The 15,031-nt window shown below is 67.3% G+C and carries 14 protein-coding genes; 3 read left to right on the top strand and 11 right to left on the bottom strand.

What is annotated here, in order from left to right; all coding sequences use genetic code 11:
* On the top strand, positions 1–138 hold a 138-nt coding region (locus tag ACLV74_RS17250), incomplete at its 5' end, for an IS3 family transposase (protein ID WP_411878256.1).
* A gap of 481 nt (positions 139–619) precedes the next feature.
* Here the strand turns inward: ACLV74_RS17250 and paoC are convergent.
* From paoC to ACLV74_RS17230, 4 genes are all read right to left on the bottom strand, one after another.
* The gene (gene paoC, locus ACLV74_RS17245; RefSeq protein WP_411880631.1) at positions 620–2,830 is read right to left on the bottom strand and encodes an aldehyde oxidoreductase molybdenum-binding subunit PaoC; all 2,211 of its coding nucleotides are present in this window, start codon (positions 2,828–2,830) and stop codon (positions 620–622) included.
* Positions 2,827–3,783 (bottom strand): FAD binding domain-containing protein, encoded by a 957-nt coding sequence (locus ACLV74_RS17240; RefSeq protein WP_411880630.1) that lies wholly within the window; start codon positions 3,781–3,783, stop codon positions 2,827–2,829. Before ACLV74_RS17240 ends, paoC begins: the two co-directional genes overlap by 4 nt.
* On the bottom strand, positions 3,780–4,427 hold the full coding sequence (paoA, locus tag ACLV74_RS17235) for an aldehyde dehydrogenase iron-sulfur subunit PaoA (protein WP_411880629.1): 648 nt from the start codon (positions 4,425–4,427) through the stop codon (positions 3,780–3,782). The genes ACLV74_RS17240 and paoA overlap by 4 nt, the downstream gene beginning before the upstream one ends.
* A gap of 406 nt (positions 4,428–4,833) precedes the next feature.
* Positions 4,834–6,117 carry a phospholipase D-like domain-containing protein gene (locus tag ACLV74_RS17230; protein WP_411880628.1) on the bottom strand — a complete coding sequence of 428 codons (1,284 nt, stop codon included), beginning with the start codon at positions 6,115–6,117 and terminating at the stop codon, positions 4,834–4,836.
* 350 nt (positions 6,118–6,467) lie between these two features.
* Between ACLV74_RS17230 and ACLV74_RS17225 the strand changes: the two genes are divergently transcribed.
* Positions 6,468–7,445, top strand: coding sequence for a Bug family tripartite tricarboxylate transporter substrate binding protein (locus ACLV74_RS17225; RefSeq protein WP_411880627.1), 978 nt, complete (start codon positions 6,468–6,470; stop codon positions 7,443–7,445).
* A gap of 357 nt (positions 7,446–7,802) precedes the next feature.
* Here ACLV74_RS17225 and ACLV74_RS17220 read toward each other — a convergent pair whose 3' ends face one another.
* A complete protein-coding gene (locus tag ACLV74_RS17220; RefSeq protein ID WP_411880626.1) occupies positions 7,803–8,729 on the bottom strand; it encodes an amidohydrolase family protein in 927 nt (308 codons plus the stop codon).
* A 41-nt stretch (positions 8,730–8,770) separates the two neighbouring features.
* On the bottom strand, positions 8,771–9,460 hold the full coding sequence (locus ACLV74_RS17215; protein WP_411880625.1) for a substrate-binding domain-containing protein: 690 nt from the start codon (positions 9,458–9,460) through the stop codon (positions 8,771–8,773).
* Positions 9,461–9,569: 109 nt separating this feature from the next.
* Here ACLV74_RS17215 and ACLV74_RS17210 point away from each other — a divergent pair, with 109 nt between their 5' ends.
* Positions 9,570–10,475 (top strand): LysR substrate-binding domain-containing protein, encoded by a 906-nt coding sequence (locus tag ACLV74_RS17210; protein ID WP_411880624.1) that lies wholly within the window; start codon positions 9,570–9,572, stop codon positions 10,473–10,475.
* On the opposite strand, the gene ACLV74_RS17205 is transcribed toward ACLV74_RS17210, so the two are convergent.
* Genes ACLV74_RS17205 through ACLV74_RS17185 form a run of 5 tightly spaced genes read right to left on the bottom strand, consistent with a single transcriptional unit; the run spans position 10,476 to position 15,028 of the window.
* A complete protein-coding gene (locus ACLV74_RS17205; RefSeq protein WP_411880623.1) occupies positions 10,476–11,303 on the bottom strand; it encodes a phosphodiesterase in 828 nt (275 codons plus the stop codon). It lies immediately after the preceding gene.
* 12 nt (positions 11,304–11,315) lie between these two features.
* On the bottom strand, positions 11,316–12,374 hold the full coding sequence (locus ACLV74_RS17200) for an ABC transporter ATP-binding protein (RefSeq protein ID WP_411880622.1): 1,059 nt from the start codon (positions 12,372–12,374) through the stop codon (positions 11,316–11,318).
* On the bottom strand, positions 12,364–13,161 hold the full coding sequence (locus ACLV74_RS17195) for an ABC transporter permease (protein WP_411880621.1): 798 nt from the start codon (positions 13,159–13,161) through the stop codon (positions 12,364–12,366). The genes ACLV74_RS17200 and ACLV74_RS17195 overlap by 11 nt, the downstream gene beginning before the upstream one ends.
* Positions 13,162–13,165: 4 nt before the next feature.
* On the bottom strand, positions 13,166–13,990 hold the full coding sequence (locus tag ACLV74_RS17190; protein ID WP_411880620.1) for an ABC transporter permease: 825 nt from the start codon (positions 13,988–13,990) through the stop codon (positions 13,166–13,168).
* Between the two features lie 24 nt (positions 13,991–14,014).
* Positions 14,015–15,028: an ABC transporter substrate-binding protein gene (locus ACLV74_RS17185; RefSeq protein ID WP_411880619.1), complete on the bottom strand. Its 1,014-nt coding sequence runs from the start codon at positions 15,026–15,028 to the stop codon at positions 14,015–14,017.
* Between the last annotated feature and the right edge of the window lie 3 nt (positions 15,029–15,031).

Genomic DNA, 15,031 nt, shown 5'->3' with positions numbered 1-15,031 from the left:
GCCGCCGACATCTCCGACTACATCGTCGGCTTCTACAACAGCCGGCGCCTGCACTCAACCCTGGGTTATCTGCCTCCCAATGTCTATGAACGACAAATGGCCGAACGTGCCCTTATCGAGGTGTCCGAAATTACTTGACCAGCACAAGCAACACATCAACCGCCGACGGCCCTCACCCCTGCCCTCTCCCAAAGGGAGAGGGAGTGAATTCATGGCCCCGCATCGCCGCTTGCTCCTGCTCTGCTCTTCTTTTTTTGTCCCCGCTCCCGATCCCGATTGCCCCTTGTGGATGCGCCGAGGAGCGGAGGGCCAGACGGATAAGGGCAAAAACTTGTTTGAGCGAAGCGAGTTGTTTTTGACCCCGGCTGGCCCGTGCACCGCAGGTTGCCCCGTAGCGAAGCGCAGGGGACGCAGGAACCAGGGTCGCCTTTTGGTATTCGCGTAACTTCGCTTCGCGAAGTGAGCGAATCCCCACTGCGTGAACTTTGCTTACTTTCTTTTGGCGAAGCAAAAGAAAGTAAGTTGCCGCCGGGCAACCCCGGCCAGCAAGCCCATGCAAACGGCGAGGCGCCGGCGCAAGACCCGGCTTCGATACCTCTGCCCGAACGGGGGTGCGGAATCAAGCCACGACCGGCAACCGGTCAAGCAACTTATCCAGCGTAATCGGATAATCCCTCACCCGCGCCCCGGTCGCGTTATAGACCGCATTGGCCACAGCCGCCCCGATCCCGCAGATGCCAAGCTCGCCAACCCCCTTGGCCTTCATGGGCGAAGAAATGGGATCGGTCTCGTCCAGGAAGATCACGTCCTGGTGCGGGATGTCGGCATGCACGGGCACTTCATAACCGGCGAGGTCGTGGTTGACAAAGAAGCCGTGCCGCGTATCGACGGCAAGCTCTTCCATCAGCGCGGCGCCCACGCCCATGGTCATCGCGCCTATCACCTGGCTGCGCGCGGCCTTGGGATTCAGGATGCGGCCCGCGGCGCAGACCGCGAGCATGCGGCGCACGCGGATTTCGCCGGTGTAGGCGTCCACACCGACTTCGACAAAATGCGCGCCGAAGGTGGACTGCTGGTATTTTTTGTCGAGGTCGCCGTATTCCATGAAGTCTTCGGCGACCAGGCCCTTGTCGCCGGCCGCCTGGGCCAGCGGCATGGAGCGGTCACCGGCGCGCACCATGCCGTCGGCGAAGACCGCGTCGCTCGCGCTGACACCCGCGCTTTTGGCGACGGCTTCGCGCAGCTTCATGCAGGCGGCGTAGACACCGGCGGTGGAGCTGTTGCCGCCCCACTGCCCGCCGGAGCCTGCGGACACGGGGAAGGCGGAGTCGCCCAGGCGCACCAGCACTTTTTCGAGCGGCACGCCCATGGTTTCGGCGGCGGTCTGCGCGATGATGGTGTAGCTGCCTGTGCCGATGTCGGTCATGTCGGTTTCCACGGTGACGACGCCGCGGTTGTCCAGCCGCACGCGGGCGCCCGACTTCATGACCAGGTTATTGCGGAAGGCCGCGGCCATGCCCATGCCGACCAGCCAGCGGCCGTCGCGCACCTGCGCCGGTTGCGCCTTGCGCCGGTTCCAGCCGAACTGTTCGGCGCCTGTGCGCATGCACTGGATCAGGCTGCGCTGCGAAAACGGGCGTTCGGGTTTTTCGGGGTCGACCTGGGTGTCGTTGCGGATGCGGAACTCGATCGGGTCCAGGCCCAGCTTTTCGGCCATCTCGTCCATCGCGATTTCCAGCGCCATCATGCCGGGCGCCTCGCCGGGCGCGCGCATGGCATTGCCTTCGGGCAGGTTGAGCACGGCCAGGCGCGTGCTGGTCAAGCGGTTGGCGCCGGCATAGAGCAGGCGCGTCTGGTTGACGGCCGTTTCGGGCTGGCCTTCGGGCAGGTCGCCGGACCAGCCTTCATGGCCGATGGCGGTGAGCTTGCCGTCGCGGCCGGCGCCCAGGCGTATGCGCTGTATGGTCGCGGGCCTGTGCGTGGTGTTGTTCATCATCAGCGGCCGCTGCAGCGCGACCTTGACGGGCCGGCGCGCCGCGCGCGCGCCGAGTGCGGCCAGCAACGCATCGGCGCGTACCCAGAGCTTGCCGCCGAAGCCGCCGCCTATGAAGGGCGAGACCAGGCGCACATTGGCCTTGGGGATGCCCAGCGTTTTGGCCATGTCGCCCACGCTCCAGGCGATCATCTGGTTGGCCGTCCAGACCGTGAGCTTGTTGCCCTTCCACGCGGCGGTGGAGGCGTGCGGTTCCATCATGGCGTGCGACTGGTCGGGTGTGGTGTAGGTGGCGTCGACCTGCACAGGCGCCGCGGCGAAGGCGCCGGCGAAGTCGCCTATCTTCGATTCCGGCGCGCCGCCGAAATCCGAAGGCTTGGCCAGCGGCGCGCCGTCTTTTTCGGCAGCCAGGTCGTACTTGCCGGGCGCGCTTGTGTATTCGATGCGCACCAGCTGCGCGGCGGCGCGCGCCTGCTCGAAGGTCTTGGCGACGACCAGCGCGAGCGCCTGGTGGTAGTGGTCTATCTCGGGGCCGCCCAGCAGTTTGGCGGTGTTGAAGTTGCCCTTGCCGAGCTTGCCGGCGTTGCGCGCGGTGACGATGGCCAGCACGCCGGGTGAAGCGCGCGCGGCGCCCAGGTCCATGGCGGCGATGCGCCCCTTGGCGATGCCTGCGCCGACGACGTAGCCGTAGGCCGGGTCTTTCACCGCGTCGTGGCGCTCATAGGCGTAGGGCGCGCCGCCGCTGGTTTTCAGCGGGCCGTCGACGCGGTCGGTCGGCTTGCCGATGACCTTGAGCTGGTCTATCGGGTTGGTGGTGGCGGGGGTGTCGAATTTCATGCTGCGCTCCTGGCCTGGGCCAGCACGGCGGCGAGCGTGCGCTCCACCAGCGGCAGCTTGAAGGCGTTGTCTTCGGTGGTCTGCGCGCCGGCCAGCAGCCAGGCCGTGGCGGCGCCCGCGCCCTGGGGCAAGGCGGCGTCGGCCGTGGCATCGCGCCAGGGCTTGTGCGCCACGCCGCCGAGTGCGACACGGCCCGAGCCGTCGCGCTGCACGACGGCGGCGACGGAGACCAGCGCGAAGGCGTAGGACGCGCGGTCGCGCACCTTGCGGTAGATGTGCGTGCCGCCCAGCGGCTTGGGCAGGGTCACCGAGGTGATGAGTTCGCCGGGCTCCAGCGCGGTTTCGATGTGCGGCGTGTCGCCGGGTAGGCGGTGGAAATCTGCGATGGGGATCACGCGCGCCTGGCCGCCGGGCCGCACGGTTTCCACCGTGGCGTCGAGCAGGCGCATGGCCACGGCCATGTCGCTGGGATGGGTGGCGATGCAGGCCTGGCTGCTGCCGATGACGGCATGCTGGCGCGTGATGCCGCCTATGGCGCTGCAGCCGCTGCCGGGCTGGCGCTTGTTGCAGGGCTGGTCGGTGTCGTAGAAGTAAGGGCAGCGCGTGCGCTGCAGCAGGTTGCCGGCGGTGGTGGCCTTGTTGCGCAGCTGGCCCGAGGCGCCGGCCAGCAGCGCGCGCGACAGCACGGCGTAGTCGCGCCGCACGCGCTCGTCGGCGGCCAGCGCGGTGTTGCGCACCAGCGCGCCTATGCGCAGCCCGCCTTCGGGCGTGGCTTCAATCCTGTCGAGCGCCAGGCCGTTGACGTCGACCAGGTGGCTGGGGGCCTCGATCTGCAGCTTCATCAAATCCAGCAGGTTGGTGCCGCCCGCGATGAATTTGGCGTTCGGGTTGCGCTGGGCGGCGGCGGCCGCTTCGGCCGGGGTGTTGGCGCGCTCATAGGTAAAGGGTTTCATGCCGTCACCCCCGCGACTTCGGTGATCGCCTCGGCGATGTTGGAATAGGCGCCGCAGCGGCACAGGTTGCCGCTCATGCGCTCGCGCAGTTCGTCGGGCGAGAGCAAGGGGCGCGCGGTGATGTCGGCGCTGACGTGGCTGGGGATGCCGCGGCGCACCTCGTCGAGCATGCCCACGGCCGAGCAGATCTGCCCCGGCGTGCAGTAGCCGCACTGGTAGCCGTCGTGCTTCACGAAAGCCGCCTGCATGGGGTGCAGGGCGCGCGGCGTGCCCAGGCCTTCGATGGTGGTGACCTTGGCGCCTTGATGCATCACCGCCAGCGTCAGGCAGGAATTGATGCGCACCCCGTCCAGCAGCACGGTGCAGGCGCCGCACTGGCCGTGGTCGCAGCCTTTCTTGGTGCCGGTCAGGTTCAGGTGCTCGCGCAGGGTGTCGAGCAGCGTGGTGCGGTTGTCGAGTTCCAGCGTGTGCTGCTGGCCGTTGATTTCGAGTGTGACACGGGCCGACGGCACGGAGCCGGGCGCGGGGGTGGGAGCATCAGGTGCGGCCATGGCGTCAGTGGGGAGTGTGCCGGCGGCCGCCGAAGCGGCGCCCGCTATCAGCACGCCTCGACGGGACACCGTGAGGGAGTCGGGATGGATCATCGTGGGTCACCTTTTGATTGAAACACCGGCAAGGCAAGCTTGCAAGCATCTTCGCGTTCCCCGGATTTCACTGTAGGACGTTGGCTGGGAGAGCCGTCGGCGCCGTTCCAGGCCACAGATTCACTGCTTTCAATCTGCGGTCATCTGCGTAATCTGCGGATGAATTGAGATGAGAAAAACAACGTTCGCCCTGAGCCTGTCGAAGGGCTGGAGGTTTTACGCCTTCCCCCGCTGGGGGAAGGTTGGGATGGGGGCCCTCGGCGCCTGAAATTTCGCCGGAAATATTTCAAAGGCCGCTGGCCCCTACCCCAGCCCTCCCCCAGCGGAGGAGGGAGTAAGAGAGTTCCCGTTTTTAATCTGCGGAAATCTGCGTAATCTGCGGATAAATTCTTCGGGCCCGGCGAGTTCAGAGTTGCGAGTTCAGCAGCGAAGCCAGCTTCTCACTGAATTTTTCGCTGACAGGCCGGTTCTCCCACTGTTCCAAAGTCACGCGGCGGGACTTCCCGATGTCCTGCTCGAACACCTCCGTCTGGCGCGCGGCGAAGGCGGCGTCGTAGATGTTGAGGTTGGCTTCGTCATTGAGCCTGAAGGAACGCGCGTCGAAATTGGTGGAGCCCACCGACACCATGAGGCCGTCGACGATCATGACCTTGCAGTGGTACATGCTGGGCTGGAACTCGTAGATTTCGGCGCCGGCCTCCAGCAGCTGGCCCCAGGTGGCGCGCGAGGCGGCGCGCACGGTTTCGGTGTCTATGATTTCGCCGGGTGTGATGATGCGCACGCGCACGCCGCGCCGCATGGCCTCCCTCAGGATGGCGATGCTGACCTCGTCGGGCACAAAGTAGGCCATGGACAGGTCCACGGTTTTGGCGGACGCCGTCAGGGCCATGTGGTACATGAGCTCGACGTTCTCGCTGCCGCTGGTGGGCGAACTGGAGAACATCTGGGCCGGGCTGTTGCCCACGGGTTTCAATTCCGGGAAGTAGGCCTCGCCATGCAGCACCTGGCCGCTGACCTTGAGCCAGTTGTCCAGGAAAGTGGCCTGCATCTGCGCGACCACCGGCCCCTCGACGCGGTAGTGCGAGTCGCGCCAGTGCTCGGCGTCCTGGCCGGCGCCCGTCCACTTGGGCGCGATGCCTACGCCGCCGGTAAAGCCGACGGCGCCGTCGACCACCAGCAGCTTGCGGTGCGTGCGGTTGTTGAGCTTGGCGAAGTTGTACCAGGCCGGCTTGTGGAACTTGCGGATGTCGACGCCGGCGTCCCGCATCTCCTGCAGCAGCGCGTCGTCCATCTTCGCGCTGCCGACCCAGTCGACCAGGATGTGGACCTTGACGCCGGCCCTGGACCGTTCCGACAAGGCATCGGCGAACTGCTTGCCGATGTCGCCGGACCAGTAGATATAGGTCTCAAAGGTGATCGTCTTCGCGGCGCCCTTGATCGCGCCCAGCATGGCCGGGAAGATCTGGTCGCCGTTGAGCAGCTCGGCCGCCTTGTTGCCGCCGGCGATGCCCGGGCCCAGCAGGCTGCCCATGGCGCGGTGGAACTGCGGGTCGGCCACGCTGTACTGGCGCACCAGCTGCTGCCGGACTTTTTTCTCGCCGGCTGAAAAATTGAGCGCCAGCAGCACGGCGGCCAGCGCCGCGATGAAGGCAAGAAGGCCTGTGAGCCAGAGGTGGGCGCGGGTTTGCATGGCTTGCCATTCTGGAGGGCAGCCGGCGCCGGCCGGGTAGGAGCGCACGCCAACACGCTGAAGCCGGGCGCCGGGACACAAACCTTGTGTGAAAAATCCCACACAAATCGTGTGTGCAAGGAAGGCGTGTTCATCTACTTCGTGCTGGACAAGGCCAAGTCCAACCTGGCCATCGCGCGCCGCAAGATGCAGGACATCGAAAAAGACCTGAACTTCTAAAGCACCCGCTTCCCCGCGGCCGCAACGGCCGCGGCGGACCACAGGGCCGCGAGCGATGCTTTTTGGCCCTAACAGTTAGTCGTTGCAGCCATATTGCGCGTTTCTGACAGGTAGCGGAAGCTACGCGCACCATGAAAAGAAGACAACTGACCGCGGCCGCAGTCCTGGCCGCATCCCTTGCCGCACTCCTTCCCGGGCCCGGCCATGCCCAGGCCTTCCCGTCCAAACCCATACGCATCGTGGTGCCCTTCGGCGCCGGGGGCGTGGCCGACCTGACGGCGCGCGTCGTCGCGCAAAAGCTGGGCGAAGGCCTGCGCCAGAGCGTGATCGTCGACAACAAGCCGGGCGCGGGCGGCATCGTGGCGGGCGAGGCCGTGGCCAAGGCCGCGCCGGACGGCTATACCCTGCTGCTGATGAGCAACGGCACGGCCGTGAGCGCCGGGCTGTTCAAGTCGCTGCCTTTCGACGCGCAAAAGGATTTCGCGCCGGTGGCGACGCTGGGCTTCTTCGACCTTGCGCTCATCAGCGCCGCCAACGGCCGTTTCCAGTCGCTGCAGGACATGCTGGCCTACGCCAGGGCCAACCCGGGCAAGCTCAATGTGGCGACCATCAACATCGGCAGCACCCAGCACCTGACGGCGGAGCTGCTGAAGACCAGCGCGGGCGTGGACTTCCAGGTCGTGCCCTTCAACGGCTCGCCGGCCGTGCTGACGGCGCTGCGCGGCGGGCAGGTGGACGCGGCGGTCGAAATCCTGGGGCCGGTGATGGGGCAGATCGCCTCGAAAACCGTGCGCCCGCTGGCGGTGATGGGCGCCAGACGCGCGCCCGGCCTGCCCGAGGTGCCCACGGTGCGCGAAAGCGGCGTCGCCGGCTTCAACGTCACGTCGTGGAATGCGCTGGCGGCGCCGGCGAACACGCCGCCCGAAGTCATCGCCCTCCTCAACCGCGAAATCGGCAAGGCGCTGGCCAGCCCCGACCTGCGCAAGCAGCTGGCCGAGCTCAACGTCACGCCCGCGGGCGGTCCGCCCGGGCGGCTGCGCGATCTCCTGGCGTCGGAGACCAAACGCTGGGCTGACGTGATAGCTCGCGCCAACGTGCCGCGCCAATAGCCCTGGGCATTTGTTGACGGCCTCCACGGGACCGCGTTGTGGTGCACACAAATACCGTTCGCCCTGAGCTTGTCGAAGGACTTGGCTGAGGGCCTGGGCGAGATGCAGGGGCTTCGACAGGCTCAGCCCGAACGGTATGTGGGCTCAGGCCGAACGGTATGTGGGCTCAGGCCGGACGAGGGCTTCGATACCTCAGCCCGAACGGATCAGGGGAGCTCAGCGCAGACGACGCGGTGTTTAAGGCAAACACACAAAACCACCCGTTCGCCCTGAGGTATCGAAGGGCTTATCCACCCCGAAAATCCGCGGATAAATTCTCCGGACCCGATACCTCAGCCGTAGCGAGGCCCAGGACGCTCAATCACCCCAGTACAAGCGCATCGGGTTGTCCACCAGCAGCTTTCGCTGCAAGGCCTCCGTCACCGCGATGCGCGGAATGAAGTCGACCAGCAGGCCGTCGTCGGGCATGTGGTCCTTGAGGTTGGGGTGCGGCCAGTCGGTGCCCCAGAGCACGCGATCGGGGAAGGACTCGACGAGGCGCCGCGAGAAGGGCACGACGTCGCGGTAGGGATGGGCTTCGCCGTCCAGGGCGCGCGGGCCGCCCACGCTCAGGCGCTCGGGGCAGCTGACCTTGGACCAGACATGGGGGTGCTCGCGCATCAGGGTCATGAAAAGCTCGAACTCCACGCCGTCCACGGGCTTGCGGACGTCGGGCCGGCCCATGTGGTCTATCACCAGCGTGGTGGGCAGCGCGGTGAAGAAGTCCCACAGATCGGGCAGGTCCAACGCCTCGAAATACACGACGACGTGCCAGCCCAGCGGCGCGATGCGCGCGGCGATCTCCATCAGTTCGTCGCGGGGCGTGAAGTCCACCAGGCGCTTGACGAAATTGAAGCGCACGCCGCGCACGCCGGCCGCGTGCATGGACTGCAGCTGTTCATCCGTCACGTCGCGCCTGACGGTGGCCACGCCGCGCGCGCGGCCGCCGGCCGAAGCCAAGGCATCGAGCATGGCGCGGTTGTCCGCGCCGTGGCAGGTGGCCTGCACGATCACGTTTTTGTCAAAGCCCAGGTGGTCGCGCAGCGCGAAGAGCTGGTGCTTGCCGGCATCGCAGGGTGTGTATTTGCGCTCGGGCGCATAAGGGAAGGTGTCGCCGGGCCCGAAGACGTGGCAGTGCGCATCGACGCTGCCGGGCGGCAGCCGGAAGCGCGGCCTGGCGGGCTCGGCGTACCAGTCCAGCCAGCCGGGGGTTTTGGTGAAATGGCCGGAGGTGGGTTTGCTCATGTGTTTTTCAGAAAAAAGTTCGGCCGCGCGAAGCGGATGCTTCAGGCCGGGTCCATGCCGTGGCGGGATTTGGCTTCGGCCGCCTCGGGCGAGGCCATGAAGGCCAGCAGTTGCGCGGCGGCGCGCGGCTGGGCCGCCGCGCGGCCAATGCCGGCCGAGAAGGTGGTGGTGATCTGCACCGCGGCGGGCAAGGGGCCGACGACGTCTATGCCTTCAAGGTGCATGAGCTCGCTCAGTTGCTGCAAGCCCAGCGCCACCTCGCCGCGCGCCACCATGGCGCCGACGGGGATGCCGGGCCTGGCCTGCACCAGGCGGCCTTTGAGATCCGCGGCAATGCCCCAGCGCTCGAACAGCTGGATGAGCGCAACGCCGCTGGGGCCGGTCGAATAGCCGATGCTGCGCGCGGACAGCAGCGCGCGCTTGAGCGACTCTTCGGAAGAGATGTCGGGTTGTGCCTCGCCCTGCCGCACGGCCAGCGCGACGCCGGAGTGGACCAGGTCCACCCTGCTGCCCGGCACCACGTGGCCGCCGGCGGCCAATTTATCCAGGGCGTCCGAGGCCAGCACCACAAAATCGAAGGCCTCGCCGGCCTGCACGCGGATGGCCGCATCGACGCCGCCCACCGACTCGACACGGGCGGCGACGCCGCTGCGGCGCTCGTACGCGGCCACGAGTCCGGCCAGCAGCTGGCGGGTGGCCATGGAGGAAATTCCCTGGAGCGCGGCGGTCATAAGAGCCTGTGATTGTGCGGGTAGATGGGCACCAAGGGAACAGCCGCGGCGCGCTAGCAGATAGATCAAACTGTTATATCCGCCGCAGGCGTTATGTCATACTTTGGCGATGGACTTGAAACAGCTGGAGTACTTCGTACGCGTGGCCGAGGTCGGCAGTTTCACGCGCGCCGCGAACGCGCTCAACATCGCGCAACCGGCCTTGAGCCGGCAGATCCGGCTGCTCGAGGTGGAGCTGCACCAGAACCTGCTCACGCGCAACGGTCGCGGCGCCACGCCCACCGAAGCCGGCAAGCTGCTGCTGGAGCACGGCCGCGGCATCCTGCACCAGATCTCGCGCGCCAAGGAAGAACTCGGGCGCGTGCGCGGCGCGCTGGCCGGGCGCGTGGCCATCGGCATGCCGCCCAGCGTCTCGAAGATCGTGGCGGTTCCGCTGATCCGGGAATTCCGCAAGACCATGCCGGACGCCACGCTGTCCATCATGGAAGGCTTGTCGGTGGCCATGCACGAAGCCTTGCTGACGGGCCGGCTGGACATCGCGCTGCTGTACAACGCCACGCCCGCGCCAGGCATAGAACTCACGCCGCTGGTCGACGAGCCGCTGTTCCTGATCGAGCGGCTGGCGGGCAAGGCGCCGGCCAGGCCCAGGCCGGTGACCCTGCGTGACCTCGCCGACTTCCCGCTGGTGATCCCGAGCCGGCCGCACGCGATCCGCATGCAGGTGGAGATGGAGCTGGCGGCCGTGGGGCGGCGCCCCGACGTGGTGCTGGAGATCGACGGCGTGGCCACCATCCTGGACCTGGTGCGCGACGGCGCGGGCTGCGCCATCCTGAGCCGCAACGCGGTCTCGACCTCGACGCACCCCAAAGCCTTCAGCTGCCGGCCCATCACCGGCCCGGCCATGCGCAGCAAGCTCATGAGCGCGATGAGTTCGCAGCGGCCCGCGACACTGACGCAAAAAGCCATCCTGCAGCTGATCCACCGAATGGCGCCGCGGCTGCTGGTGCCGGCTTGATCAATCAATCAATACCGAGCCTTCGTGAAAAGGAAACGGCCCGTCATACGCGCCGCTCGCCACGGTGTGGCTGACCAGCCGCCCGCCTTCGGGCAACACATGCAGGCCGAAGCCGGGCGGCTCCAGCACCCAGGCCGAGGCGGCGTCGGGCGCGAGGTCCAGCCTCACCTGGTGCGCCGGTGAGGGCACCGTCGCCGCGATGCTGCCGCCGAAGCGCACCTGGATGGCGCGGTGCAGGTGGCCGCAGATGATGCGCTCCACATTCGGGAAGCGGCTGACCAGGGCCTCAAGTTCGGCGGCGCCGCTGAGCAGGCCTATGTCGTCCATGTGGCCAATCAATGTCTTGAACGGCGGGTGGTGCATGGCGATGACCACGGGCCGGCCGCGGTGCGTTTCCAGCTCACGCGCCAGCCAGGCCAGCCTCGTTTCGCACAGGCTGCCTTCGCTGGCGCCGGGCACCACGGTGTCCAGCGCGATGAGCTGCAGCGCGCCTATCGCCACGCTGTATTGAACGAATTCATCGGTGCCTAAATAGCTGTGGCCCGGAAAGCTCAAACGCAGCTGCGCGCGCTCGTCATGGTTGCCGGGCATCAGGTAGACCGGCATGGCCAGCGGCGCGAGCAGCTCGCGCAGGTGCGCGTATTCGGCGGCGCGGCCGAAGTCGGTCAGGTCGCCGGTGATGACCACCGCATCGGGCTGTTGCGGCAGGCTGAGGATGGACGCGACGGCCTGCGCGAGGTAAGGCGCGGTGTTGATGCGGCCGTAGGCCAGGCGACCGGGTTCGCGGATGTGCAGGTCGGAGAGTTGCAGCAGTGAAGTGGTGGTCATGGGGTAAGGGATTCAGGCCAGCTCGCTGCCGGGCATGAGGTGGTGGGGCTGTATGCGTATGCCGACGGCGTCGCCCATGCAGGCCGGGTGGTCGCGCCCGACCTCGGCGTTGACGATGCTCTGGTCGGGCAACATGAGCTTGAGCTGGATGCGGTCGCCGAGGAAGACGCGCTGCGACACCACGGCATCGCCCCAGCCGGCGGTGACTTCGCCGACCTCGACGTCTTCAGGCCGCACCAGCACGGTGGCCTGCGCCTGCCAGGCGGGCGGGCAGGCGACGTCCATGTCGCCGACCCGGACGACGTGGGCGGCGCGCGCGGCCTCATCGCGTTCAAGGCGGTTGACGCGGCCCAGGAAGCTCGCGACAAAAGGATGCTGGGGCGTGCGGTACAGCGCCTCGCCATGGCCGACCTGCACGATACGGCCGGCCTGCATCACGGCCAGCCTGTCGGCAATCGCCAGCGCTTCCTGCTGGTCGTGCGTGACGTGGATGGCGGTGATGTGCAGGCGGCGCAGCAGTTCGGCGAGCTCGTCGCGCACCGATTCCTTGAGCTTGGCGTCGAGTGCGGTCAGCGGTTCGTCGAGCAGCAGCACGCGCGGTCGCACGGCGACGGCGCGGGCCAGGGCCACGCGCTGGCGCTGGCCGCCCGAGAGTTCGGCCGGGCGTTTTGCCTCCAGGCCGTTCAGGCGCACCAGGTCTATGAGCTCACCGACCACGCGGCGCTTTTCGGCTTCGTCGACACCGCGCACGCGCAGGCCGTAGGCGATGTTGTCCGCGACCGTCATCTGCGGGAACAGCGCGTAGTGCTGGAACACCATGCCGATGCCGCGCCGCTCCACCGGCAGGTGCGTGACGTCGGTGTCGCCAAAAGTGATGCGGCTGCCGGCGTCGGGCGCCTCCAGCCCGGCGACCAGGCGCAGCAGCGTGGTCTTGCCGCAGCCCGAGGGGCCCAGCAGCGCCAGCACCTCGCCGGGCTCCACCGAAAGCGATGTGGACAACAGGCCGCGCGTGCCGTCTGCATAGGTTTTGGCGCACTGGACGATGTCCACGCGCGTGCGTTCAGCTTGCATGGTGTTTTTCAATCAGGGTGCCGGCGGCCTGCAGGCCCCACAGCACGGGGAGGATGACAAGGAGAAAGACCAGGGTGTAGGCCGAGCCGATCTCCAGCCGCATGGAGGCATAGCTGTCGGCCAGGCCCACGGGCAAGGTGCGCGTGAGCGGCGTGTGCAGCATCCAGGTGAGGTTGAACTCGCCGACCGACAGCGTGAACACCATCAGGCTGCCGGCGACGATGGCGGGCAGCACGGCGGGCAGCAGCACGCCGATGAAGCGCTGCGTGAAGCCGGCGCCCAGGGTGCGCGCGGCTTCTTCCAGCGCATGCAGCTCGGGCCGCTGGAAGGCCGAGGACACGGTGCGCACCATGAAGGGCAGCGTGAACACCATGTGGCCGACCAGGATGAAGGCATAGCTTTGCCGGAAGCCGCTGACCTGCCCGTAGGCCAGGATCAGCGCCAGCGCGGTGGCCAGGCCGGGCACGGCGACGGGCAGCGTCAGCAGTTCTTCAAACACCCGGGCCATGCGCGAGCGGCTGCGGGCCAGCGCGTAGGCGCAGGGGATGCCGATGAGCAGGTTGCCCAGCACGCACAGCAGGGCCAGCACGAGCGAGGCGGCGACCGTGCCGCCGTAGAGCTCCCACACCTCGCCCAGCCAGCGCAGCGTGAGGCCGCTTTGGAGGCCGGCGCTGTAGTTGTTGACCAGCCCGGCGAGCACCGACAGCGCGATGGGCGCGAGCATGAAGACGGCGACCAGCGCGGTCAGCAGCATGAGCAGGGGGGAGACCTGGCGCGGGGTTCTCATGGCATCAAACCCCCGCCGCGGCGGGGCCGCCGGCGCGCCGCGAAATGAAGAGCACCAGCCAGGTGATCAGCCCCAGCGTGATGGACAGGCTGGCGGCCAAGGCGAAGTTGGCGTAGTTGGTGAATTCGTTGTAGATCGTGATGGGAAGCACCTCAAACTTGCTGGCCAGCGTGAAGGCGGTGCCGAAGGCGCCCATGGCGGTGGCGAACACGATCGCGCCGCAGGCCAGCGTGGTGGGCGCGAGCTCGGGCAGCCAGACGTCGCACACCACACGCCAGCGCGAGGCGCCCAGCGAACGCGCGGCTTCTTCGAGCGGAATATCCATGGCGCCGGCCGCGGCGGTGTAGCTCACGATGGCGCGCGGCAGCGAAAAATACAGGTAGCCGAGGAACAGCCCCGCCAGGCCGTAGGCAAAGGTGATGCGGCCCAGGCCCATAGCGTCGCCGAGGTCGGCGACCAGGCCTTGCCGGCCGCCCAGCAGGATGATGAAGAAGCCGATGATGACGCCCGGGAAGGACAGCGGCAAGGTCAGCAGCGAGAGCAGCAGCTTGCGGCCCGCGAAGCGCGTGCGTGCCAGCGTGATGCCGACCAGCCCGCCCAGCACCAGCGTGGCGAGCGTCACCGCCAGTGACAGCCCCAGTGTCTGCAGCAGGCTTTGCCAGTAGCGCGTGTTCGTCAGCACCACAAAATAAGCGGCCCACCCCAGCTTCGCCGGCAAGGCCAGCAGCTGCACCGCCGGCAAAAGCCAGAAGGCCGCGAAGAAAGCCACCGCCGGCGCTGAACAGGCCAGCAGCAGGCGGCGCGAAGGCGTGAAGGTGGAGGAACTCATGCGTGCGGTCAGTGCGAAGCCGGTTTACTGCGCTTCTTTGAGATAGCGGTCGGAGAAGCCTTTTTGCACGGCGGCCATGCGCGCATAGTCCACGCTTTTGGCGCGGGCGTATTCACTGGCCGGCAGGAAGCGCGACTGGGCTTCTTTCGAGATCGCGCTGGCGCGCACCGGGCGCAGGTAGGCATTGGCCCAGATGGCCTGGCCTTCGTCGGACAGCACGAAGTCCAGCACCTTTTTGCCGTTGTCGGCGTGGGGCGCGTTGGCGACCACGCTCATGACGTAGGGGACGACGATGGTGCCTTCGGCCGGGATCACGAACTCGACGTTGGCCTTGTCCTTGTATTTGGCCCGGTAGGCGTTGAAGTCGTAGTCCAGCAGGATGGCGATTTCACCGGAGAGCATGCGGGCGTAGGAGGTCTGCTTGGGCACGATGGGCTCGTTCTTTTGCAGCGCCTTGAAATACTCGATGCCGGGCGTGAAGTTGTCCAGCGTACCGCCGCGTGCCTGGTTCACGGCGACCGCACCCACATAACCGACGAAGGCCGAGGCCGGATCGAGGTAGCCGACCAGGCCCTTGTAGTCAGGCTTGAGCAGGTCGGCCCATGAACGCGGCACGGGCTTGCCCTTGAGCGCATCGACGTTGACCATGAAACCCAGCGTGCCCGAATGGATGGTGAACCAGTGGCCTTGCGGGTCCTTGAGGCCGTCGGGAATTTCGCTCCAGGCCGCCGGCTTGTAAGTGCCGACCAGGCCGTCCTTCTGCGCCTGGATGGCGAAGGTGACACCCAGGTAGGTCACATCGGCCACGGGGTTGGCTTTTTCGGCCGTCATCTGCGCCAGCGACTGGCCGGAGTTTTTGTTGTCGGGCGGCACGGTGACGCCGGTTTTGGCCTTGATGGCCTTGAGCTGCGTGCCCCAGTCGGCCCATTCGGGCGGGCAGTTGTAGCAGATGGCGGTCTGGGCCAGCGCGTTGGCGCCGGCGGCCAGGCCGATGGCCAGCAGCGCGGCCTTGGCGAGTCGTTGCAGGGATGTCTTCATGGG

Origin of the sequence: Polaromonas sp. YR568 (assembly GCF_943369415.1) — a bacterium.
GTDB lineage: Bacteria > Pseudomonadota > Gammaproteobacteria > Burkholderiales > Burkholderiaceae_C > Polaromonas.
This window is presented reverse-complemented; position numbering and strand designations above follow the sequence as displayed.

Bases quoted from the DNA above. Each gene is read 5' to 3' on its own strand.
- ACLV74_RS17215 (WP_411880625.1), bottom strand. From the start codon at position 9,460: ATGACCGCCGCGCTCCAGGGAATTTCCTCCATGGCCACCCGCCAGCTG.
- ACLV74_RS17230 (WP_411880628.1), bottom strand. From the start codon at position 6,117: ATGCAAACCCGCGCCCACCTCTGGCTCACAGGCCTTCTTGCCTTCATC.
- ACLV74_RS17220 (WP_411880626.1), bottom strand. From the start codon at position 8,729: ATGAGCAAACCCACCTCCGGCCATTTCACCAAAACCCCCGGCTGGCTG.
- paoA (WP_411880629.1), bottom strand. From the start codon at position 4,427: ATGATCCATCCCGACTCCCTCACGGTGTCCCGTCGAGGCGTGCTGATA.
- ACLV74_RS17195 (WP_411880621.1), bottom strand. From the start codon at position 13,161: ATGAGAACCCCGCGCCAGGTCTCCCCCCTGCTCATGCTGCTGACCGCG.
- ACLV74_RS17205 (WP_411880623.1), bottom strand. From the start codon at position 11,303: ATGACCACCACTTCACTGCTGCAACTCTCCGACCTGCACATCCGCGAA.
- paoC (WP_411880631.1), bottom strand. From the start codon at position 2,830: ATGAAATTCGACACCCCCGCCACCACCAACCCGATAGACCAGCTCAAG.
- ACLV74_RS17225 (WP_411880627.1), top strand. From the start codon at position 6,468: ATGAAAAGAAGACAACTGACCGCGGCCGCAGTCCTGGCCGCATCCCTT.
- ACLV74_RS17210 (WP_411880624.1), top strand. From the start codon at position 9,570: ATGGACTTGAAACAGCTGGAGTACTTCGTACGCGTGGCCGAGGTCGGC.
- ACLV74_RS17240 (WP_411880630.1), bottom strand. From the start codon at position 3,783: ATGAAACCCTTTACCTATGAGCGCGCCAACACCCCGGCCGAAGCGGCC.
- ACLV74_RS17185 (WP_411880619.1), bottom strand. From the start codon at position 15,028: ATGAAGACATCCCTGCAACGACTCGCCAAGGCCGCGCTGCTGGCCATC.
- ACLV74_RS17190 (WP_411880620.1), bottom strand. From the start codon at position 13,990: ATGAGTTCCTCCACCTTCACGCCTTCGCGCCGCCTGCTGCTGGCCTGT.
- ACLV74_RS17200 (WP_411880622.1), bottom strand. From the start codon at position 12,374: ATGCAAGCTGAACGCACGCGCGTGGACATCGTCCAGTGCGCCAAAACC.